The organism is Lysinibacillus sp. COL-1, assembly GCF_059814265.1.
Genome location: NZ_JCAWSJ010000004.1, coordinates 2,008,510 through 2,029,354, shown reverse-complemented (window position 1 = coordinate 2,029,354; position 20,845 = coordinate 2,008,510). Strand labels below are relative to the sequence as shown.

Here is a 20,845-nt window from a genome sequence, read left to right as displayed (position 1 = left end):
AACCCTTGGTAAGCTTAGTCTTGAATCGCTGCGTCTAACGCTACCACGATCATGTCATTGAACGTTGTTTGACGTTCTTCAGAAGTTGTTACTTCGCCTGTGATAATATGATCACTTACTGTTAGAACTGCAAGTGCTTTACGGCCGAATTTGGCAGCTAATGTGTAAAGGGCTGCTGATTCCATTTCTACAGCTAGCACACCATATTGTGCTAGTTTTTCGTTTTGGTGCTCGTCTGAGTAGAATAAATCTGCTGTGAAGATATTCCCTACTTGTAAGTTAAGACCAGCCTCTTTACCTGCGTTGTAAGCTTTTAATAATAAGTCAAAGTCAGCGATTGGTGCGAAGTCGATAGCACCACCCCAAATGATTTGGTTCATACGTGTGTCTGATGTTGCGCCTTGCGCTAAAATGACGTCACGCACTTTAACATCCTTTTGAATTGCACCACAAGTACCTACACGAATTAATTTTTGCACATCATATTCTTGCATTAATTCTGTTGCATAGATAGAAATAGATGGCACACCCATACCTGTTCCTTGTACAGAAATACGTTTACCTTTATACGTACCTGTATAACCAAACATATTACGTACTTCATTGTAGCAAATTACATCTTCTAAAAATGTTTCTGCAATGTATTTTGCACGCAATGGATCTCCTGGAAGTAAAATTGTGTCAGCGATTTCACCTTTTTTTGCATTAATATGAATACTCATACTACAATCCCTCTTTTCTGTCAGTTATCACTATAAATAATACTGTGTTTCTGTCATTTACGCAATGCTAGACGTCTAGCAACTAAAAATATTTATCTTGATTCAGCAACGCAGTTCAGAACATAAAGCGCTTAGGTTAACTTCTACTCTTTTGCCCGAAAAATCTGGACGCCAATTCGCCGAAGCATCATCGATCTTTTCATACAAGCAAGCTTATTCCTCATAAAGCGCCCATAAAGTATCGAATGTTTCGATTGTTAAGTTTTCCGTAGCGTAGGATTCAATATAGTCGGACAGCTCATGAAAGTCTGTGCTCTGTTTTGGAAAATTATGCTCCTGAAACATTTCCTCTGCAAAGCGAACTTTAGGGTCTGACCAATCACCTCCTCGGAATGTTAATACATACAAATAAAAACTTTTTTTCATGAAACAATTTCCCCTTTTTAAAACAATGGCTTTTCGCTAGTGTATCAAAAAAAATAGCTTTCGTCATAATTCCCACCACTAAGATATTTTACCTATTCATGCTTTTAGAACTATTTTCTCGGACAATACTGACTTTAGTCACGGTGTATTTTATCTGAAAAATTTAAATTTTTAGAAATAATAATAGAAATATCTAGTAAAATAAGATAAAATTGAAATCGATTATTGAAAAAAATAGGAAGGTGATGGCGATGAAAAAAACTCAAAAAACTCGTAATACAGCGAAAAAACGCCCGTCTCTCTTTATGCTTAGCTTTTTGAGGAAAAGGCAAGCTGCTACAAAAGAAGAACCCGGGAACAATCCCCCTCCTATTAAAGTAAAACGACAACGTTTTTACCATTTAATTCGGGGCAAAGTGCTTATTATGTTTGCACTGCTTATTGTGATTAACGGCATCATGGGTATATTGTCTTATGTCAATATACAAAATTTGCAGCAGCAAATGGAAGACTTTACGAAGAAAAACGTCCAAGAGCAGTTAACTGTCAATCAGCTTGCGTATGAAATTGCTCGACTAACAAATTTAGAACAATCCTATTTAATTACAGGTAATGGTATTTATTCTACTTCTTATCATATGAAAATTGATACTATTAACAAAAAGCTGTCTGCCTTAAAAGAACAATTTCAAGAACGACAAGTAGAGCTAAGTCATATGCAGGCCATTGAGCAATATTATAAAAATTACCTAGATTATTCAGACAAAGTCATGACGATGCGCGACGAACTCGGACTTGAACAAGCCCGTAAGCTCATGATGGGTGCCACCGGGGAAACGATGAAAACACATATCGATAACAATATTGAATCTATTAATGTGGTCATGGACGAGTCGAATAAAACCAAATTAGACAAGCTTAATCAACAGGTCAATCTTTCCATTACTACGTTCTTTATCGTGTCAATTGTTGGCTTTTTAGCAATCATCATTTTTGGTTATATGCTCTTTAAATCACTTAAACGAAATACACAGGCTATTAATGACTCCATCCTTGATATTGCACAGGCAGGAGGCGATTTGACAAGACGTGTAAAAGTACGTAATCGTGATGAATTTTCAATCATTGCGGCCTCGACGAATACATTAATCGAGTCAATTTCTAATTTAATTCGCCGTGTCAGTGAATTAGCGGATCATGTATCAAGCAGTAGCCAGGAGCTGATGTCGTTAGCTGATGAAAATGCACGAACGATTCAGGATATTGCTGATGCCACAGCTGATATTGCCAGTGATAGTGACAATACGATTTCAAGTATGAATAGTGCCCAGCAAAAGATGAGCGACTTAGAGCATGCCGTCCATCAATTAAATGAACAAGCAAGTGCCGTCCATCGTGCCTCTGTCGCTATGCAGCAAGCAGCCGATGAAGGCAGCCGCTCTGTGGAACAATCCTCGCTTGTTATGCAATCCATTGAAGAAACGATGGCTTCCACAACGTCCACGGTCGAAGCATTAGGTCGTAAATCTGCCGACATCACATCGATTATCGGCACCATCACAGCCATTTCTGAGCAAACAAATCTTCTCGCATTAAACGCGGCCATTGAAGCGGCACGCGCTGGCGAACATGGACGAGGCTTCGCAGTTGTAGCAGATGAAGTTCGCAAGCTTGCAGAGCAATCACAAAGCGCAGCGAAAGAAGTAACAACGATTGTGACGTCCATCCAGCAGGAAGTTACGTCAATCATTGCCCAAAATCATGAAGGAGTGACAACTGTTATCCGAGGCGTGGAAGTAACAAATGAAACGAACCAATCCTTAGCCAATATTTTAACGCATACAGAGGAAACAACGACGATTATCGCAGCTATGGTAGATAAAATTGCGACTACACTTGACTCTAGCAATGCCGTAGCAAGTGACTTCGTGCATGTCAATGCCTATGCCGAGCAATCAGCAGCCAACACGGTAACCTCAGCGGCAGCCGCAACACAGGGCTCCGCATCCATGCAGGAAATCAACGCAGCAGCCACCGAGCTCGCCCAACAAGCAGATAGCTTACGTAACCTAGTGAGCGAATTTAAAGTATAAGCCACTCGAAGGAGGATCCAGCATTTTGCTGGTTCCTCCTTCATTTTGAGGGGCTATCCTTTCAATTTGAAGATTCGATCATTCAAATAAAGGATTCTCTGTTGAAATGGTGGGCTATCCTTCGTTTTGTTGATTCTATCCATCAATTTATGAGTTCTATCCTCTACTCTGCTGGTTCTATCCATCAATCTTAGCGTTTTATCCTTCAATCTACTGATTCTCCTCTCATTTTGCTGAGCTATCCTCCACTTTGCTGGTTCTATCCACCAATCTGAGCGTTCTATCCTTCAATCTGCTGAGTCTCTCTTCATTTTGCTGGGCTATCCTTCACTTTATTGGTTCTATCCATCGATTTGAGAGTTCTATCCTCTACTTTGCTGGTTCTATCCATCAATCTGAGCGTTTTATCCTTCAATCTGCTGAGTCTCCTCTCATTTTGCTGAGCTATCCTCCACTTTATTGCTTCTATCCATCGATCTATGAGTTCTATCCTCTACTTTGCTGGTTCTATCCACCAATCTGAGCGTTCTATCCTCCACTCTGCTGACTCTCCTCTCATTTTGCAGGGCTTTCCTCCACTTTATTGCTTCTATCCATCGATTTATGGGTTCTATCCTCTACTTTGCTGCTTCTATCCACCAATCTGAGCGTTTTATCCTTCAATCTGCAAAGTCTATCCTTCCACTTTGCAAGTTCCTCCTCATCAGGAAATTCATCACCTTAAGATTAAAACAAAAAAATCCTAGCAAGAGCTACCTTGCTAGGATTGGATTATTTAAATAACGATTGATACTCGCCATAGCCTTCTTTTTCTAAATCTTCTTTGGGGACGAATCGGAGCGCTGCTGAGTTAATGCAGTAGCGCAAGCCTCCTTGCTCACTTGGACCGTCTGGGAAGACATGTCCTAGATGGGAATCGGCTTCTTTACTGCGCACCTCCACACGACGCATGCCGTGGGATGTATCGAAAAGCTCGGTTACTTGCTCTTTTTCAATCGGCTTGGTGAAAGCTGGCCACCCACAGCCTGAGTTGTATTTATCCAGTGAGCTGAATAATGGTTTCCCTGAGACAATATCTACATAGATGCCTTCTGCAAAATGATCATCGTATTCATTGCGGAATGGGGGCTCAGTGCCATTTTCCTGTGTGACGTAATATTGCATATCTGTTAATTCTTTTAAACGTTGTTCTTTACTCATGTTTATTCCCCCAGTGATGCGCTTGGAACGCTCTGCGACCGGATCCAATCGAATAGCGCTCATAGTGCATTGGATTTTTCTTATAATAATGCTGGTGATAATCCTCCGCCGGATAAAAGGTGCTGGCTGGCAGGATTTTTACCATGATTGGTTTATCAAATTTCCCAGACGCTGCTAAATCTGCCTTCGAGCGTTCTGCTAACTCACGTTGTTCCTCATTATGATAGAAAATGGCCGTTGTGTAAGACTCTCCACGGTCAAAAAATTGACCTCCTGCATCAGTTGGATCAATCAATGTCCAAAAAATCGCTAGTAATTGCTCGTAGCTATATAATTCATCATCAAAAACGATTTGTACAGCTTCTACATGACCTGTCGTTTCAGAGCATACCTGTTCATAGGTAGGATTGACAACATGTCCACCTGTATAGCCTGATAGCACTGAGACAATGCCAGGTGTTTCGTCAAAGGGCTTGACCATGCACCAAAAACAGCCCCCTGCAAAGGTTGCGTATTGCTTTGCCATTGTTTTCACTCCTTATTCACCAGGAACAATAATTTCCAATAGAATTTTATCATTTGGTAAGTCTAATTCTTTGGCACGGACACGTGATCCTGAAGCGATGTTGATGCGGGATAAATCGATATAAATTTCCGCTTCATTCGGATGCACCGTAATCCATGAAGGAAATTTCACCGAATCGCGCATAATTTTCATAGTCGTTTCTGGTGGAATTTTCAGTAGTCCAACATTCATTCTCGTCTGCTTTAAAATAATATTGCCTTTGTCATCTACAATCGGTTCAAAATTCATGGAAATCGGAACTTCCGTATAAAATGCCGTTAGGGTGCTTCTTAATTGAATATCATTGCCAATTGTAAAATCAAGCGGTAAAGGTGAGCCCTTCGCTGCATCCTTTAAATACTTTTTCGATATCGATTCTAATTCCTTTGTTGTTGTTTGCACAACGAGTACATTCCCTTTGCTTTCACTTTCACCTGCTGAACTCTTCGCAACGTTGACGCCATCCACTGGTCTAGTTGCTAAAAAAACGACGAGGAGGATTGCAAAAAGCACTGTGCCTGCTAAGGCGAAAAACGCGACTTTCCATTTATTCATTTTGTCACTCCTCGAAGCCTATTGCCTTGTTAATCTTTTTTTCCATACCACACTGCTCCATTGCTGCTAATATACGCTCTGTCATTTTTTCATATCCCTTTGCGTTCGGGTGGAAAAAATCTGTATGATAGACGAGCTCTTCATTTGAATCAAATAAATCTTCTACTGATACATAGCAAGCATTGGAATCCTTGCTTGCTACTTCTTCAATCACATTATTCCATTCTGTGATAATTGTATCAAATTCATTCGCCTCATTGGTTACAATTGAAAATGGATTATAAAAACCAATGAGTAGTATGGGCACTGTCGGATTTTTTGCACGAATGCCTTCTACGATTTTGCTGTAACGTTCTTTATATGCTCGCAGCTCCTTATCAAAAGCGTCCCGCTTCAAGTTAAATAAATCCTGCTTGACGACCTTCATGACATCATTGCCACCCATTGTTAAGGAAATTAGCTGTGCTTCTTGCAACTCTTCATCATAATGCCCTTTTTTCACTAATTTTAGTAGTTGATCACTGCGTCTACCTCGTTTGCCTCGATTATCAACATCTACATCTGAAATCGAGGGCCATGCGAGCAATGAATCTGCTAATCTTCCAACATAACCGTCTTGACTATACTCATCACCGACACCATCTGTTAATGAATCTCCAAGTGCCAAGTAATGTAGTTGCTTTGCTTGTTCTTCATCAATTTGCGATAAATCCTCTGCTGATGGCTCAAAAAAATGTTCAAATATTTGTGTCAACATATTCTTAGAGGGTTTTTCCTCATCCTCTGTTTGTTGCTCATCCTGCGTCATATCTTGCTCCGTCCCTGCTTGCTCACCGTCAGGTTCTGCTTGCGGATTCGGTTCATCGATTGATATTGCACAACCACTTAGTACTAAGACGGTCAAACACGACAACATAAATCGCCAAATGTCCATTTGACCACCTTCCATCCCTTTCTATTACTTCTATTATAGAATAGTTCATGCCGCAATGAAAAGTGACTAACCCTTAGTTCTCCATAATTTTGTGCTCCCGCCAAGTTTCTTCACTGGGTAATGTGGCTTTATAATAGGAATAGCTAGTGTTTGTTCATGATTGGTGGTGAAGTGTTTTTATTTCGAGTAAAGTCGCTCACCTTTGATGGCAGTACTCTCATCTGATTCCAAGACGTTCAGCTTTGAGGCAAATGTGCTCATGCCTCATTCGAAGCCGCTCAGCCTTGAGGCAAATGCGAAGCTACTCTTCTTTAGCGGTAAAGCGCTCTTATTTAGAGTGCAGTCGTACAAAACGCTCATCTCTCGAATGTGTCCAATATGATCTAAGCATGAAAAAAAGCCACTACAATTACTTATGTAGTAGCTCCTCACTATTATTCTGCAAAATAAATAAAACCGATGGCTCCTGGGCCTGTGTGTGTCGAGATGATGGGGGATGTGAATGCAATTTCTACATCGTTAAAACCCGTCTCTTCGATTAAGGCTTTTAATGGATTGCCCATCGTTAATAGGCCATCTGCATGGGAAATGCCCACTGCCTTGACTGTTTTTCCAGCTGTGTCTTCTTGAAATTGTTTAAATAAGTAATTGACTACCTGCTTATGGCTACGTACTTTTGATACAGGGTTGTAAACGCCGCCTTCAAGGTTGGCAATGACTTTGATGTTTAGAAGTGAACCGATAAAGCCCTTTCCTTTACCAATTCGACCACCTTTAATTAGGTTTTCAAGCGTATCTACAATAACATATAGGTAGGTATTGTCACGTACTTTGTCCAGACGTGCCACAATCTCCTCTACGGTTGCGCCCTCATCACGCATGCGGATGGCTTCACGTAGTTGAATAGCGAGACCAATCGCTATAAAGCGTGAGTCGATGACCGTTACATCAGCGTCTGTCATTTGTGCCGCTTGGCGTGCCGATTCCACTGTTCCGCTCATACCACCTGTCATATGGATGGAGATAATTCGATCCCCATCTTTTCCAAGCTCATCATATAATTCTTTAAATTTCCCTGGAGCTGGCTGTGAACTTTTCGGTAAATTTTTCGCATTTTTCATTAAGCCTAAAAAAGACTGTGGCTCTAAATCCACACCATCTGTATATGTTTGACCATCAATTTGAATCGTTAAAGGCACGATATGTATGCCATGTTGTGCTACTTCTTCTTTTGTTAAATCACAAGTTGAGTCCGTTATTATATGAATTCGTCCCACTTCGACACATCCTTTTACTTCATTAAAATTTATTATATAGACTAATGAATCATTATGTAAACATGACATTTGTCATTAGGTAATGCCCTGTCCTAACTTGCATGTAAACGCTACCTTGGATACTATAGCGTTTTCGCCCACCTCTTGTCTATCAATGCCCCTCAAAGAATATGACAGCCTTATGACATTTTTGATATGAAATATATGACAAATGTAAATGTTCAAGAATAAATTATTGGGGTATAGTAAATACATGAACGAAAGGAGTGTTTCAAATGGTGGATTCATTTGACTATAAATCATGGAAAGAAGAGCTATGGAATGCCATTACACACGGTATTGGTTTCGTTGTTAGTATTCCGGCACTGGTTGTCTTATTGTTAGCAGCCGTCCAAACAGGAAATGCACTACATATTACAACCTTTAGCATTTTTGGTGCGTCTGTCATCATTTTGTTTTTAATGTCTACATTGCTACACAGTATGCCAGGAAAATATAAACACTTTTTTGCTATTTTGGACCACTCGTCCATTTATATTTTAATTGCCGGCACCTATACGCCGTTTTTATTAATTGCTGTTGGTGGCACACTAGGCTTGACATTATTATGTATTATTTGGTCACTCGCTGTACTCGGTGTACTGTTTAAATGTTTCTTTATTAATCGTTTCGAAGTACTTTCCTTGATTTTTTATATTGGTATGGGCTGGTTAATTATTTTCGCCATTAAGCCCGTTTATCTCTACTTAGGTTTTTATGGCTTTGCTTTGCTGCTAGCAGGTGGGCTATTCTATACCATTGGAGCAATGTTTTATGCATGGCGCTCCCTACCCTACAACCATGCGATTTGGCACCTTTTTGTACTGGCGGGCTGTGCTTCTATGTATGCTTGTGTCTATTTCTATTTATAAAAAAAGGCTCCCTTCATAAGGAGCGTTTTTTTATGGATTCTCGTAAAAGCGCAATGGCTTCCTTTACCTCTTTGTCATTCTCTTCATCATTCAATTTATGCCTAACATGCAGTAAAATTGGCCTCAGGGATTCAACAGAACGCCCAAATCCATTCATCCACTCATAGCGAGGCACCATCCAAGTATGAAAGTGGTGTGTCGTATCTTCATTGTAAAAGTAATAAACATATTCTATACCTAATACTTCCCTTTGAGCCTTTCTAATTGTTGTTAAGAGGTTAATATAGTCCATTTTTTCATGTTCTTCTAATTCATCGAAGCCATGAATATGACGTTTTGAAGCTAAAATGACTAATCCCTTTATGGGGTACGCTACATCCTGGTGAGCGTGAAAATAATCCGTTTCAACGACAACACCTCCATTGGGTTCAATTTGTCCACTTGTGATTGCACAGCTCAAACAATCAACATGAGCCATTTCTCCACTCAATAATGTTATTTTTCCCATCGAATCTCCCCTAAACGCAGAATAAGCACGGTCTACTAAAACCGCGCTTGTCTCACCACTATTTACGTTCAAAAATTTGATATTGGAATGTATAGCCTTCTGGTGCTGTTTCAGGCTTTTCTGATGATATTTCAATAAAATCCTGCTCATAGCTTGGGAAATAGGTATCTCCTTGGAAGGCATGATTAATTTTTGTAATATATAAACGATCTGCCTTCTCCATCACTAAACGGAAAATTTGCTCACCACCAATAATCATGATTTCAGATACATCTCCAGCTTGTGCTAATGCTTCCTCTAAGCTTGTCACGATTTCAATACCATCCGCTTGGTAGTTCTCATCGCGCGTAATGACAATGTTGCGACGCCCTGGAAGTGGACGACCAATGGATTCGAATGTTTTACGTCCCATTATCATCGGCTTACCCATTGTTTTCTCTTTAAAATACTGCAAATCTCCTGGTAAATGCCAAGGCATCCCGTTGTTATAACCAATGACATGGTTGTCATCATGTGCCACAATTAAAGAAATCATACTGTCCCTCCAAATACTTTCATCTTTTTTATTATAAACATAATGAGCGTATTTCACCTCATTTATGAATGAATTTTCTTTTTATAAAATTAAATCCTAGTAAAATTATATGAATAGTTTATAATAGAGATATCCAACGTCACGATAAAGGAATGATGAAGATGACTACTTTAAGAAAAGAAGCTGTTCATTATATTGAAGCCCAGCATACGGGCACACCTTATTACCAAGTTAACCCACAGGAAGCAAGAGCAATGCGCACAGCTACGCTTTGGCAATCACCACACAGACCAAAGCTAGCATCCATCAAAGATTACAATATTACGGTGCGAGATGGAGCTGACATTACACTTCGTTTCTATACGCCTGTCCTTGACAAAACATTACCTGTCATTGTTTATTACCATGGTGGTGGCTGGGTTTACGGCAATTTAGAGTCTGTCGATGCAGGCTGTCAGCTATTAGCAGACCAAGCACAGGCGATTGTCGTATCAGTAGACTATCGTTTAGCACCAGAATACCCCTTCCCAACTCCCTTATATGATGCCTACGATAGCTTAGTATGGGTGGCTGAGCATATCAAAGCCTTTGGTGGAGATGTCAATCGCTTAACTGTTGCTGGGGACAGTGCAGGTGGAAATTTAGCTACCGTTGTTGCTTACTTAACTACTACATTGGGTGGTCCAGCGTTACAAGCTCAAGCACTAATCTATCCCGTGACAAATGTCGACTTTACAACGGAATCCTATCAGCTTTTTGGTGAAAACTACGGCTTAGATGCACAGGGCATGCAGTGGTTCTCTCAGCATTATACAGATGAAGCAAACTTTACAAACCCGCTCGTGTCCCCTCTTCAGCTAGAGAATGTTCGTAACATGCCTAAAACAATCATCATAGCTGCTGAGGCCGATGTTCTCTATGATGAAGGACTAAGCTATGCAGAAAAACTAAAAGCTAGTGGCGTTGCAGTAGAACATGTCACAATGCCAGGTTTAATTCATAGTTATTTCAGTAAAATGAATTATTTTGAAGATGCCACAAACGAAACGGTAGCAAAAATTGTGGAATTCTTGAAATAAGTTTGGCTATCCAGCTCAAACAGTGCGATAATAGAGCAAAACGTTTTTTAAAGGATGACATGATGACACAAACAATGACATTACAAATACAACTGCCCTATTCCGAGCAATTAAAAAAAGGCTATCCACTTATTTCAAAGGATGCGGTCGATGCAAGACGCCTACCTGCTGAGCAAGGTACGCTTCTCAAGCTCATGGATCACCATAATCGTTTTATTGGTACAGGATACTACGGTATTCAAAATAAAGGGATTGGCTGGGTGCTAACAACTGATGTGAACGAAACCATCGATAAGACTTTTTTCATGAAAAAATTCAAAAAAGCCATCGACAATCGTGCAGCATTTTTCAACAATGAAAACACAACAGCCTTTCGTGTATTTAATGGTGAAGGAGATGGCATCGGCGGTCTCACGATTGACTTTTTTAATGGCTACTACATGGTGAGCTGGTATAGTGAGGGCATTTACTCCTTGAAAGATGTCGTGTATGAGGCGCTTGCTGAGACGGTGAACTACCAAGCTATTTATGAGAAAAAACGCTTTGATAGCAAAGGGCAGTATATTGAACAGGATGATTTTGTGACGGGCACGCCTGGTGAATTTCCAATCATGGTGAAGGAAAATGGTATGACATACGCAGTTCATTTAAACGACGGAGCGATGACGGGGATTTTCCTAGATCAACGCGAGGTACGTTTGGCTATTCGTGAACGTTATGCAAACCATACAAACATGCTTAATACATTCTCCTATACAGGAGCATTTTCAGTGGCAGCTGCTCTAGGAGGCGCCATGAAAACAACAAGTGTGGATGTAGCTAAACGCAGTCTTGCCAAAACCATTGAGCAATTCAGTGTGAATCAAATTGATTATGAAGCACAGGATATTAAAGTAATGGACGTTTTCCATTATTTTAAATATGCGCAGCGTCACGCCTTACAATTTGATCTTGTTGTATTAGACCCACCTAGCTTTGCCCGTACGAAGCAAATGACATTTTCAACAGCAAAGGACTACCCTAAATTACTGAAGGATGCCATTGCTATTACCGCTAAAAATGGCATCATTGTCGCTTCCACAAATAATGCTAGCTTTGGGATGAAAAAGTTCAAAGGCTTTATTGACCAAGCATTTAAAGAAACCCGTACACGCTATAAAATTGTAGAGGAATACGGTTTACCAAAGGATTTCCGTGTTTCACGTGAATACCCTGAATTTAATTATTTGAAGGTCGTCTTTATTCAAAAAATGGACTAACAGGAATTCAAGACAGAATCATTTCTTTATGATTCTGTCTTTTTATATAAAAAAGTGACCTAAGAAATTCATTTCTTAAGTCACCCCTGAATACTGCTTATAGATAGTTCACAAACCAATCGCGAATATATTCAAGTCGATTGATTCTTAAAGTTGGTTTTCCGCTCCTTGACAGTTCATGATTGGACTCAGGGAAGCGCACGAATTTTGTTTCTTTTTTACGATGCTTTAAGGCGATAAATAATTGCTCCGCCTGCTCAATTGGACAGCGATAGTCTTTTTCAGCGTGTAAAATGAGCAATGGTGTTTCGATATTATTGACATATTTCAGCGGTGAATGATGCCAAAGCTTTTCGATATCGTCAAGTCCCGCAAGAATTTGCCAATCTGTAAAGTAATACCCAATATCACTGACACCGTAAAAGCTAATCCAGTTCGAAATAGAGCGCTGCGTCACAGCTGCTTTAAAGCGATTCGTCTGGCCAACAATCCAGTTGGTCATAAAGCCGCCATAGCTCCCACCTGTCACTCCGAGACGGTCTGCATCAATAAAATCATAGTGCTCCAGCACATAGTCCACAGCCGCCATTAGATCCTCATAATCATTGCCACCATAATCACCACGCACTGCATCAACAAACGTTTGACCATAGCCATGACTGCCACGTGGGTTCGTATATAGCACCGCAAATCCTTGTGCAGCTAGAATTTGGAACTCATTAAAATAAGTATTGGCATACATCGCATGTGGCCCGCCATGAATTTCAAGCACTAGAGGATATTTTTTCCCTTCCTCATAACCAACTGGCTTCATGATCCAACCATTTACCTTCCAGCCCTCTGCTCCCTCAAATTCAATGGCTTCTGGAACAGCTAATGCTCTCGTCTTTAAAAATTCTTCATTGATGGACGTCAGCTGTTCTTTTTCACCCGTTTTTAGGTTGACGAAAAATAAATCGCCAGGATTCGTCGTTGTACTAATGGCTACGACTGCTTGATCATGTTGTGCATCAAGTGAAAAACCATAGACATATTGATCATCGTGAATAGCTGGATAGATTTCACCATCTATATTTCCGAAATAAATCGCAGCATTACCGTGATCTGTTACTTGGAAGTAGAAGCTATGATTATCATTCAACCATTGAACACGTGGTGACACCACACCTTGAAGAAAATCGCCGATTGCAAAATCCCCAATAGGGGCGTCAAATTCACTTGTTACACATGTCAGCAGATTTTGTTGCAAATCATAGAGCCATAGCTTTGCTTGTGTAGCATTTTCAAATTCTCTTTCACTACCTATGAAAGAGATGAAGCGACTGTTTGGAGACCATGACGTTTGGTAATACATACCTGTTCCCTCTGTTAACGGACGCGCTTGCTTTGTTTCTACATCTAATAAATAGATATCGCTCTTAAATGAAAAATCTGTATCCTCTGCTACATCAGCTAAGTACGTCATATATTGACCATCAGGTGACCATGTACCAAGATGGACATGATTGTTTCCTTTCGTCACTTGCTCTAACTCGCCCGATTCTAAATGGACGATCGCAATTTGACTAAACTGCTCCATATCCAAAAAACCTGCAGCATCCGATTTATGTTTCATCTTGTCTATTTCTAGAGGCTTTAGTTCTTTTTCTTCTTTCTTTTCATCCGTTACCTTATCCAAAATCGTTTCATCTTTACCTAGCTTGATAGAAAAGGCCATTTTCTTGCCGCATGGTGACCACACAGGTGATGTCACACCATTTTTACAATATGTCACCTGCTTTGCCTCTCCGCCTGCTTTTGAAAGAATATAAATTTGCGACTTGCCTGTTCTAGTGGATAAAAACGCAACTTGACTACCATCAGGTGACCATATAGGAGAACTTATTCTATCCTCCCCAAATGTCCATTGCTGTGGTGTTTTGTTCTTCAGGTTTATGTAAAACAAATTCGAGACATAATCTTTTTTCTTCTCATCAATACGTGTCTCAACATAAACTACCTCAGTCCCGTCAGGTGAGAGCTGTGGATCGGCTACTGATTTCAAGTGGTAAAGATCTTCTGTTTGAATCCCTTGTTTCGATGTCATGTTCTTGCTCCTTTGTATTGTCATTTTCTGTACTCTACTACAATACTTCGACACCCTAAGTAATATTCCTGCTAGTTAATTGATTTTTTTACTAATTCCCAATATTCGGTTGATTTTGTTCTGCGATAAAATTTAAAAAAGGGTTCATTCGGACGAGCATGTTCCTTATAAAGGTTCATCATTTGTAGCAAAAAATCTTCAATGTGCTCGACACCTACCTTTTTCGCAAATAACGTGCCCGCCTGCGCCTTTGCCCCCATCGGTACAGCACCTAAGTAAACATCAAAGCTCTCCTGCTGATAAACGAGTCCAATATCATCATAGACTGCATTGTAGCAGGCTGACGCACAGCCATTGATGTTAACACGTACTCTTGCAGGTACCTCGATCCCCTCTAAAGCATGATAAAGCTGTTCGGTTATCGGAGCAGCCTCCATCTTTTCACCATCACAAAAATCACAGGCCTTCATCGCGATGATGGGTCCTGATGGTGCAACATAAAGACCCACTTCTCGTAAGGCTTGCATAGCCTCTGTCACAGCACTCGTTGGAATGGACACTAAAATACTATAGGAGGCCGAATACTTAATCGCCCCCTTTTCGCCAACAATCTCTGCTATTTTTTGAAATTGTGCAGGCGTATAATGCTTATTAATAATACCTGGGCTGACAGCTAAGCGTGTAAATTCGCCATGACGATTAAGTGTTTCAAATGTTTGATCTGGTACGTTTTTCTGAAATGCATTCATTGATATCGCTCCTTATGAAAAAGGAGCTAGCACAATGCTAGCTCGGAATTTTAAAAGTTATCAGGATAGAAGCCCTTCGCTAAAATTTCAATAGCCTCTGCCGCACGAACGCCTTCAGACGCAGCTGACAGTGGCAGGATGACAAAGCGATCATTTTTAACAGCTTCCATCTCCTTTAATGCTGGATCATTTTTTAAGAATTGAATCTTTTGTTCGGCCGTTGTTTCACCATAATCAATCACGACAACTACCTCGGGATTACGGTCTACCGCATCTTCCTTCGACACGGTTGTCCAGCCTGATTCCACATCACCAAAAATATTTTGACCACCAGCGATTGACACTAGTTCATTCATAAAGTTTTGACCAGCTGTAAAGACATCCTTTTCACCGCTATCAAATACGAGAACACGTAATTTCTCACTATCTTTTGGTAATTTAGCTTGAATTGCCTCCACATCTTGCGTCATTTGCTCAATTAAGGCTTCTCCACGATCCTCAATACGGAAAATTTTTGCGATATTACGAATATCAGTGAAAATATCCTCTAGTGTTGGCTTTGTCATATTGGAAGCCGTATGTAAATACGTATGAATGCCTAACTCCTCAAGCTCTTCCGGTGTTCCAACACCCTTTTCACCAAAGCCACTCTTCCAGCCTGCATATAAGAAATCAGCCTCGGCATCAATTACTTGCTCCTTCGTTGGGTATTGATCAGAAAGCACAGGCACTTTATCGTATGCTTCTTGTAGGGGCTCGTAGATTTTATCATCTAAGTAAGCTGTGCCTACCATGGAATCCTCTAAGCCTAGCGCTAGCATAATCTCTGTCACATGCTGATTTAAACTAATCGCTTTTGTAGGTGCTTCCTTATATGTTTGAGTTGTTTCATTATTGTCAATGGTTACTTCCGTTGCTGCCTCAGATGGCTCAACCTTCTCATCTTGCGCTGCTGATTCAGGTTTGTCCTTTGCATTACAAGCCCCTAAAACAGCGACCAAGGCAATGACCATCACCAGCCATAAACTTTTCCATTTCTTCATGTCCTTTTCTCCTTTGTTGTTCATCTATAGAAAGAAATCAAAGACTTCTTTGCTACCAGGATTCGTGGGAAGGGCATAAAAAAACCCTCTTGTCGCCAAGAGAGTAGCATAGTGAAAAAACGGTACATTACCTTTATCACTATCCCCATCCTCGTGGTTCTTAGTCAAAAAACACATACTGGCAGGTATCCTGGCTTAGGTTCATCATCTATACGCCTTCCCATAGTTAAACTACAGTGGCATGCTGTACAGACTCCCCATTTACAGTTGCGGGACAGCATCGGAATTGCACCGATTTCCCTTTTAAGCAAATGACAAATGCCATTTGCACCAATACGTTCTATAATGGTTAATACTATTGATAGACTAGCAGAAGAAAATTTGTAGCTCAATCAGTAGTATATTGCTAAATATATAATCATCATTATATTAGCACTATTTCGACAAAAATACGAACTATTTTACAAGAAATATATAGGCTAGTATTCTGTTACAATGAAAAGATAGCTATAGATAGAAACGAGGATATGTTATGTACAAAACAATTGGTGTACTTGCGCATGTGGATGCAGGTAAAACAACCTTCTCTGAGCAAGTACTTTTTCATACACAAAGCATTCAAGCTCGTGGTCGAGTGGATCATCAGGATACCTTTCTCGATCATCATGAGCTAGAGCGCAAGCGTGGTATTACCATTTTTGCCGAGCAAGGTCGCATGAACATAGGCGACGATACATACACGTTGATTGATACACCAGGGCATGTCGACTTCTCCCCTGAGATGGAGCGCGCCATTCGTGTGATGGATTATGCCATTGTTATCATTAGTGCGGTCGAGGGCGTACAGGGTCATACGGAAACCGTGTGGCAGCTTTTACGCAAATACCATGTCCCAACATTCTTCTTTATCAATAAAATTGATCGCGAAGGAGCCAATGTGGAGGCCGTTATGACACAGCTCCGCAAGGATTGTTCCCAGCAGGTGCTGTTCGTCGATGAACCGCTTCGTACTGATTATGTTTCAAGCAGCATCATGGAATGGTTGGCTGAGCGTAATGAAGAGCTGCTCGATGCCTTTTTGAATGAGTCATTGGAGCATGAGCAATGTCTTACTCAGCTACAGACCATGATTCAAAAGGAATGTGCCTTCCTCTGCTTTACAGGGTCTGCCCTAAAGGATGAGGGCATCAAGGAATTGCTTGCCCAGCTCCCTCTATTAACAGACACCCATTTTGAAGTGAATGCACCGTTTGAGGGGGAGGTTTTTAAAATTCGTCATGACGGCCACCAGCGTTTAACATTTATGAAGGCTATCAAGGGCGTTTTACATGTTCGGGATGAATTTTCGTTTGAAGAAGTGACAGAAAAAGTGACTGAAATTCGCCTCTATAATGGCAGTCGCTTTGATACCGTCCAAAAGGTTGAAGCGGGAGAGATTTTTGCTGTTAAAGGACTTAGTCAGGCCAATATTGGAGACCGCATCGGCACTACTATGCTGTCACAGCCCTATGAGCTTGTCCCAACGCTACAGGCAAAGGTTCAATATGAGGGCCATCAGCATATCAAGGAAGTGTTACAAATTTTCCGTTTACTAGAAGCAGAAGAGCCTTCCTTACGTGTGGTTTGGCAGGAAAAGTTCCAGGAAATCCATGTGCACATTATGGGCGTTATTCAGTTGGAGGTACTGATAGAAGTGTTAATGAAGCGTTTTTCATTAACGGTCTCCTTTGGCGAGCCCCAAATTTTATATATGGAAACCATTGTGACGACGGTGACAGGCTATGGTCATTTTGAGCCCCTCAAGCATTATGCAGAAGTTCATTTACTAATGAAGCCCAATCCGCGAGGAGTAGGTAATACATTTAGCAATGCCTGCCATGCGGATCATTTATCGGTAGGCAACCAACGCCTTGTTGAAAAGCACCTGTTTGAGCGTGATCACCATGGCTTACTCACAGGCTTCCCTCTGACAGATGTTCATTTTACACTGCTAACAGGTCGCGGACATAATGAACATACATCGGGCGGCGATTTCCGAGAAGCTAGTTTCCGTGCGCTACGTCAAGGACTTGAGCAAGCACAGAACATCCTGCTTGAACCCTATTATCGCTTTAAAATGAAGGCTTCGAACGACTTTATCGGCCGCATGATGAGCGACATACAGCAAGCTGCTGGCACATTCGATGACCCCATCTTATCCGAAACAGATGTTGTGCTAACGGGACGAGCGCCCGTCGCCACCCTAATGAGCTATAGCACAACCTTTGCGGCCTATACCAATGGTAAGGGCGCACTCACACTCCAATTTGATGGCTATGATGTGTGTCATAATGCAGAGGCAGTTATTGCACAGATTGGCTACGATAAAAATGCCGACCCAGAATACAGCTCCTCCAGCATCTTTTGTGCGAAGGGCAAAGGATATTCTGTTCCTTGGCACGAGGCACAAGCAGCCATGCATTGTCTGTAAGTAGGTGATCCTGCTCGAGCGAAGCCGTTTGCTTGCGCGGGTGTTTACTTGCTTCGAGCGAGAGTATTTACCCTGTTTGCGCGAGTATTCCTTGCTGGAGCGAGAGTATTTCATCTGTTTCCGCAAGTATTCCCCGCTCGAGCGAGAGTATTTCATCTGCTTCCGCGAGTATTCGTTGCTCGAACGAGAGTATTTCATCTCCTTCCGCGAGTATTCCCTGCTCGAACGAGAGTATTTCATCTCCTTCCGCGAGTATTCCTTGCTCGAACGAGAGTATTTCATCTCCTTCCGCGAGTATTCGCTGCTCGAACGAGAGTATTTCATCTCCTTCCGCGAGTATTCGCTGCTCGAACGAGAGTATTTCATCTCCTTCCGCGAGTATTCGCTGCTCGAACGAGAGTATTTCATCTCCTTCCGCGAGTATTCCTTGCTCGAACGAGAGTATTTACCCCCTACCCTTCAAATAAATAAAAACAAGCCCTCCGTTTGATGGAGGGCTTGAGTTTATAATGCACCTACTGCTTTCTTTGTAGGACTGTGCACAAGGTATGCAGGCTCGACAATCACGTAGTCATGCGTGTTTGTGAAATCAACTAGCACTTTACCAGGATAACTTTTTAAAATTTGCAGTTGATCAATTAATTGCAGCAATAGCTCGTGACCGTTGCCACGTGGATGCCAGTTGAAATGGTAATCATTTAATGCCTGAACCGCTTCAATAAATTGGGCATATTCCTGCTGCACAAAGGCTATTAACTTATCATGTTGAGGCGCTAAATCGTGGATATATGTTTCATAAAAACGCATCACAATCGAGCATAATACATCATTGACACGTGCTGCACTTAAAACAGGCTTTGGCTCCAGTGACAGACGGTCAAGATTGGGCTTGGCACGTGTGGAATCAATGCGTGTAATTAAATGGTATGGCTCCCCGTTAACCTCATAGACAATCGGGTTAGTCGGCATATACATCATAAAGCTATTGGTCTTCGTTTTCAGTTGATCGGTTACCGCTGCCTTCGCAAAAAGATGCCCGTCCACATCCCCATTTTGTATCCAAATAATTTCTTTATTATATAAAATTTGCTCAAAGAAGCGATCATTGCGGATCAGCTTCGTTGCTAATAATTGGTCAATCAATGATTCGACCGCCATTCTTGTTTTCGCTTTCTTGGCAACTTCTGTGCGTGGCTGCTTACAAATGGTCATATCTAAAGAAGTCATACATGCATCCCCTTTGCGTACATAATGTCAAAACAAAAAGGACTTCCTACCATTTTTGAGGAAATCCTTCGCTTATCTTCGTTCATCACCCAATGCCAAACAAACCCTAAGTATGTGTAAATGAGCCCGATTGCGAACCCCTTCATTTACTTTGGGCGTTTGACGTACCGTGACGAACAGAGCATTCTGTTTTGTCAACATGCCACCTCCTATTCCTCGTAGGTTACTGGTGTGTACTCGTAACAGGCAGGTATCCTGACTCATGGTCATTGCCACTTTTCTCCTTCCCATCATTTGACAGTGGTTGCTGAAAAGTCGCTCACATTTACAGTTGCGGGACAGTGTCGGATTCGCACCGACTTCCCTTTTAAGCAAATTGCACGCAATTTACACCTATTACTACACGCTATTCAGTTGGTAAGGAAATTTGCGAAAATTCTCTATTCCTTAGCTAATCATTGTAAAGTATTGTATGTCCAAAGTCAATTTATGCTAGAAAATACTAATTATTTCAAAATAATTCCATGTAAAATGGATGCATAGAATACTAGGTTTTCCTCATGTCACACTGAGCATCTCTTTAATTGCTTTCTGTAAAATGATAATAAAGTTATTTCTAATCAAAAAATACAAAAATTATATTATAAGAAGGCTCTTTAAAGTTGTTTAAATCTTGTTCAACTAGCCCCGTTAGTTCAACAACTTCTTGAAATCAATTCTTGTGTAGGTTTTATTATAGGTAAGAGATAGGTTCGTAACCGTGTTTGCTAATTAACTTTATCATGTTGGGATTTTCTATCGGGCCAACACTCACAAATATTTCAGAATGTCCTAAACTCTTTGCAATATTTTCTCTATACCTCATTAAGTCTGAACCTATACCATTACCACGATAATCCTCTTTTACATATAGGTCACTTAATTTAGGAAGCAAAGTACCTTTTAATTTAAGAACTCCAAAACCTAATATAAGTGCGTCTTGTTCAGCAATTACCAAATATAATTCCTTTTTTGCAAATTGCTTTAAATAATCCGTGAATAGATCTTTATTATTTCTACTATCCCATAAACCCGATAAGTCGTTTTCATTCGCTAATCTGATTATGTAGTTCATGGTTACTGCCGCTTCCCTATTCTTTAATAAATCACTATTATAAAATTTCTTCTTCAACAATATGCACCGTTCGTTAAATAAACAAAAGGACG

General features: G+C 40.8%; 20 protein-coding genes and 2 riboswitches. Of the genes, 6 read left to right on the top strand and 14 right to left on the bottom strand.

What is annotated here, in order from left to right; genetic code table 11:
- Positions 1–14 precede the first annotated feature (14 nt).
- Positions 15–722 carry a purine-nucleoside phosphorylase gene (gene deoD / locus AC6BKE_RS18445; protein WP_036126140.1) on the bottom strand — a complete coding sequence of 236 codons (708 nt, stop codon included), beginning with the start codon at positions 720–722 and terminating at the stop codon, positions 15–17.
- A gap of 213 nt (positions 723–935) precedes the next feature.
- Positions 936–1,148 (bottom strand): YozE family protein, encoded by a 213-nt coding sequence (locus AC6BKE_RS18440; protein ID WP_036126142.1) that lies wholly within the window; start codon positions 1,146–1,148, stop codon positions 936–938.
- Positions 1,149–1,399: 251 nt separating this feature from the next.
- On the opposite strand from AC6BKE_RS18440, the gene AC6BKE_RS18435 reads away from it, so the two are divergent.
- Complete coding sequence (locus tag AC6BKE_RS18435) at positions 1,400–3,241, top strand: methyl-accepting chemotaxis protein (protein WP_036126144.1); 1,842 nt, start codon at positions 1,400–1,402, stop codon at positions 3,239–3,241.
- Between the two features lie 771 nt (positions 3,242–4,012).
- On the opposite strand, the gene msrB is transcribed toward AC6BKE_RS18435, so the two are convergent.
- The 5 genes from msrB to AC6BKE_RS18410 form a co-directional block, all read right to left on the bottom strand.
- A complete protein-coding gene (gene msrB / locus AC6BKE_RS18430) occupies positions 4,013–4,441 on the bottom strand; it encodes a peptide-methionine (R)-S-oxide reductase MsrB (RefSeq protein WP_036126147.1) in 429 nt (142 codons plus the stop codon).
- The gene (msrA, locus tag AC6BKE_RS18425; RefSeq protein ID WP_499857618.1) at positions 4,434–4,967 is read right to left on the bottom strand and encodes a peptide-methionine (S)-S-oxide reductase MsrA; all 534 of its coding nucleotides are present in this window, start codon (positions 4,965–4,967) and stop codon (positions 4,434–4,436) included. Before msrA ends, msrB begins: the two co-directional genes overlap by 8 nt.
- 12 nt (positions 4,968–4,979) lie before the next feature.
- On the bottom strand, positions 4,980–5,561 hold the full coding sequence (locus tag AC6BKE_RS18420) for a YpmS family protein (protein WP_499857617.1): 582 nt from the start codon (positions 5,559–5,561) through the stop codon (positions 4,980–4,982).
- Positions 5,562–5,565: 4 nt separating this feature from the next.
- Complete coding sequence (locus AC6BKE_RS18415; RefSeq protein WP_230593921.1) at positions 5,566–6,495, bottom strand: GDSL-type esterase/lipase family protein; 930 nt, start codon at positions 6,493–6,495, stop codon at positions 5,566–5,568.
- A gap of 434 nt (positions 6,496–6,929) precedes the next feature.
- The gene (locus tag AC6BKE_RS18410) at positions 6,930–7,772 is read right to left on the bottom strand and encodes a DegV family protein (RefSeq protein ID WP_036126157.1); all 843 of its coding nucleotides are present in this window, start codon (positions 7,770–7,772) and stop codon (positions 6,930–6,932) included.
- Between the two features lie 275 nt (positions 7,773–8,047).
- Between AC6BKE_RS18410 and trhA the strand changes: the two genes are divergently transcribed.
- Complete coding sequence (gene trhA / locus AC6BKE_RS18405; RefSeq protein ID WP_036126159.1) at positions 8,048–8,683, top strand: PAQR family membrane homeostasis protein TrhA; 636 nt, start codon at positions 8,048–8,050, stop codon at positions 8,681–8,683.
- Between the two features lie 13 nt (positions 8,684–8,696).
- Here trhA and AC6BKE_RS18400 read toward each other — a convergent pair whose 3' ends face one another.
- Positions 8,697–9,191, bottom strand: coding sequence for an HIT family protein (locus tag AC6BKE_RS18400; RefSeq protein WP_499857615.1), 495 nt, complete (start codon positions 9,189–9,191; stop codon positions 8,697–8,699).
- 58 nt (positions 9,192–9,249) lie between these two features.
- Entirely contained in the window at positions 9,250–9,726 is a 477-nt protein-coding gene (locus AC6BKE_RS18395; protein WP_089932176.1) for a dihydrofolate reductase, read from the bottom strand.
- A 161-nt stretch (positions 9,727–9,887) separates the two neighbouring features.
- On the opposite strand from AC6BKE_RS18395, the gene AC6BKE_RS18390 reads away from it, so the two are divergent.
- Together AC6BKE_RS18390 and AC6BKE_RS18385 are read left to right on the top strand one after the other, a co-directional pair.
- The gene (locus AC6BKE_RS18390) at positions 9,888–10,805 is read left to right on the top strand and encodes an alpha/beta hydrolase (RefSeq protein ID WP_499857613.1); all 918 of its coding nucleotides are present in this window, start codon (positions 9,888–9,890) and stop codon (positions 10,803–10,805) included.
- 62 nt (positions 10,806–10,867) lie between these two features.
- Positions 10,868–12,064 carry a class I SAM-dependent rRNA methyltransferase gene (locus tag AC6BKE_RS18385; RefSeq protein WP_036126168.1) on the top strand — a complete coding sequence of 399 codons (1,197 nt, stop codon included), beginning with the start codon at positions 10,868–10,870 and terminating at the stop codon, positions 12,062–12,064.
- 97 nt (positions 12,065–12,161) lie between these two features.
- Here AC6BKE_RS18385 and AC6BKE_RS18380 read toward each other — a convergent pair whose 3' ends face one another.
- The 3 genes from AC6BKE_RS18380 to AC6BKE_RS18370 form a co-directional block, all read right to left on the bottom strand.
- Complete coding sequence (locus AC6BKE_RS18380) at positions 12,162–14,150, bottom strand: S9 family peptidase (protein WP_499857611.1); 1,989 nt, start codon at positions 14,148–14,150, stop codon at positions 12,162–12,164.
- Between the two features lie 71 nt (positions 14,151–14,221).
- The gene (locus tag AC6BKE_RS18375; protein ID WP_499857610.1) at positions 14,222–14,899 is read right to left on the bottom strand and encodes a precorrin-3B methylase; all 678 of its coding nucleotides are present in this window, start codon (positions 14,897–14,899) and stop codon (positions 14,222–14,224) included.
- Between the two features lie 50 nt (positions 14,900–14,949).
- A complete protein-coding gene (locus AC6BKE_RS18370; protein ID WP_036122387.1) occupies positions 14,950–15,942 on the bottom strand; it encodes an ABC transporter substrate-binding protein in 993 nt (330 codons plus the stop codon).
- Positions 15,943–16,105: 163 nt separating this feature from the next.
- Positions 16,106–16,292, bottom strand: a riboswitch (cobalamin riboswitch).
- Between the two features lie 182 nt (positions 16,293–16,474).
- Here AC6BKE_RS18370 and AC6BKE_RS18365 point away from each other — a divergent pair.
- Both AC6BKE_RS18365 and AC6BKE_RS18360 read left to right on the top strand, forming a co-directional pair.
- Positions 16,475–18,412 carry a GTP-binding protein gene (locus AC6BKE_RS18365; RefSeq protein WP_499857608.1) on the top strand — a complete coding sequence of 646 codons (1,938 nt, stop codon included), beginning with the start codon at positions 16,475–16,477 and terminating at the stop codon, positions 18,410–18,412.
- 76 nt (positions 18,413–18,488) lie between these two features.
- Positions 18,489–18,902 (top strand): hypothetical protein, encoded by a 414-nt coding sequence (locus AC6BKE_RS18360; protein WP_499857607.1) that lies wholly within the window; start codon positions 18,489–18,491, stop codon positions 18,900–18,902.
- A 14-nt stretch (positions 18,903–18,916) separates the two neighbouring features.
- Here AC6BKE_RS18360 and AC6BKE_RS18355 read toward each other — a convergent pair whose 3' ends face one another.
- Together AC6BKE_RS18355 and AC6BKE_RS18350 are read right to left on the bottom strand one after the other, a co-directional pair.
- Entirely contained in the window at positions 18,917–19,639 is a 723-nt protein-coding gene (locus AC6BKE_RS18355) for a hypothetical protein (protein ID WP_499857605.1), read from the bottom strand.
- A 228-nt stretch (positions 19,640–19,867) separates the two neighbouring features.
- Positions 19,868–20,051: riboswitch (cobalamin riboswitch) on the bottom strand.
- A gap of 321 nt (positions 20,052–20,372) precedes the next feature.
- The gene (locus AC6BKE_RS18350; RefSeq protein ID WP_499857603.1) at positions 20,373–20,810 is read right to left on the bottom strand and encodes a GNAT family N-acetyltransferase; all 438 of its coding nucleotides are present in this window, start codon (positions 20,808–20,810) and stop codon (positions 20,373–20,375) included.
- Positions 20,811–20,845: the final 35 nt, after the last annotated feature.

Bases quoted from the DNA above. Each gene is read 5' to 3' on its own strand.
- deoD (WP_036126140.1), bottom strand. From the start codon at position 722: ATGAGTATTCATATTAATGCAAAAAAAGGTGAAATCGCTGACACAATT.
- AC6BKE_RS18440 (WP_036126142.1), bottom strand. From the start codon at position 1,148: ATGAAAAAAAGTTTTTATTTGTATGTATTAACATTCCGAGGAGGTGAT.
- AC6BKE_RS18435 (WP_036126144.1), top strand. From the start codon at position 1,400: ATGAAAAAAACTCAAAAAACTCGTAATACAGCGAAAAAACGCCCGTCT.
- msrB (WP_036126147.1), bottom strand. From the start codon at position 4,441: ATGAGTAAAGAACAACGTTTAAAAGAATTAACAGATATGCAATATTAC.
- msrA (WP_499857618.1), bottom strand. From the start codon at position 4,967: ATGGCAAAGCAATACGCAACCTTTGCAGGGGGCTGTTTTTGGTGCATG.
- AC6BKE_RS18420 (WP_499857617.1), bottom strand. From the start codon at position 5,561: ATGAATAAATGGAAAGTCGCGTTTTTCGCCTTAGCAGGCACAGTGCTT.
- AC6BKE_RS18415 (WP_230593921.1), bottom strand. From the start codon at position 6,495: ATGGACATTTGGCGATTTATGTTGTCGTGTTTGACCGTCTTAGTACTA.
- trhA (WP_036126159.1), top strand. From the start codon at position 8,048: ATGGTGGATTCATTTGACTATAAATCATGGAAAGAAGAGCTATGGAAT.
- AC6BKE_RS18400 (WP_499857615.1), bottom strand. From the start codon at position 9,191: ATGGGAAAAATAACATTATTGAGTGGAGAAATGGCTCATGTTGATTGT.
- AC6BKE_RS18395 (WP_089932176.1), bottom strand. From the start codon at position 9,726: ATGATTTCTTTAATTGTGGCACATGATGACAACCATGTCATTGGTTAT.
- AC6BKE_RS18390 (WP_499857613.1), top strand. From the start codon at position 9,888: ATGACTACTTTAAGAAAAGAAGCTGTTCATTATATTGAAGCCCAGCAT.
- AC6BKE_RS18385 (WP_036126168.1), top strand. From the start codon at position 10,868: ATGACACAAACAATGACATTACAAATACAACTGCCCTATTCCGAGCAA.
- AC6BKE_RS18380 (WP_499857611.1), bottom strand. From the start codon at position 14,150: ATGACATCGAAACAAGGGATTCAAACAGAAGATCTTTACCACTTGAAA.
- AC6BKE_RS18375 (WP_499857610.1), bottom strand. From the start codon at position 14,899: ATGAATGCATTTCAGAAAAACGTACCAGATCAAACATTTGAAACACTT.
- AC6BKE_RS18370 (WP_036122387.1), bottom strand. From the start codon at position 15,942: ATGAAGAAATGGAAAAGTTTATGGCTGGTGATGGTCATTGCCTTGGTC.
- AC6BKE_RS18365 (WP_499857608.1), top strand. From the start codon at position 16,475: ATGTACAAAACAATTGGTGTACTTGCGCATGTGGATGCAGGTAAAACA.
- AC6BKE_RS18355 (WP_499857605.1), bottom strand. From the start codon at position 19,639: ATGACTTCTTTAGATATGACCATTTGTAAGCAGCCACGCACAGAAGTT.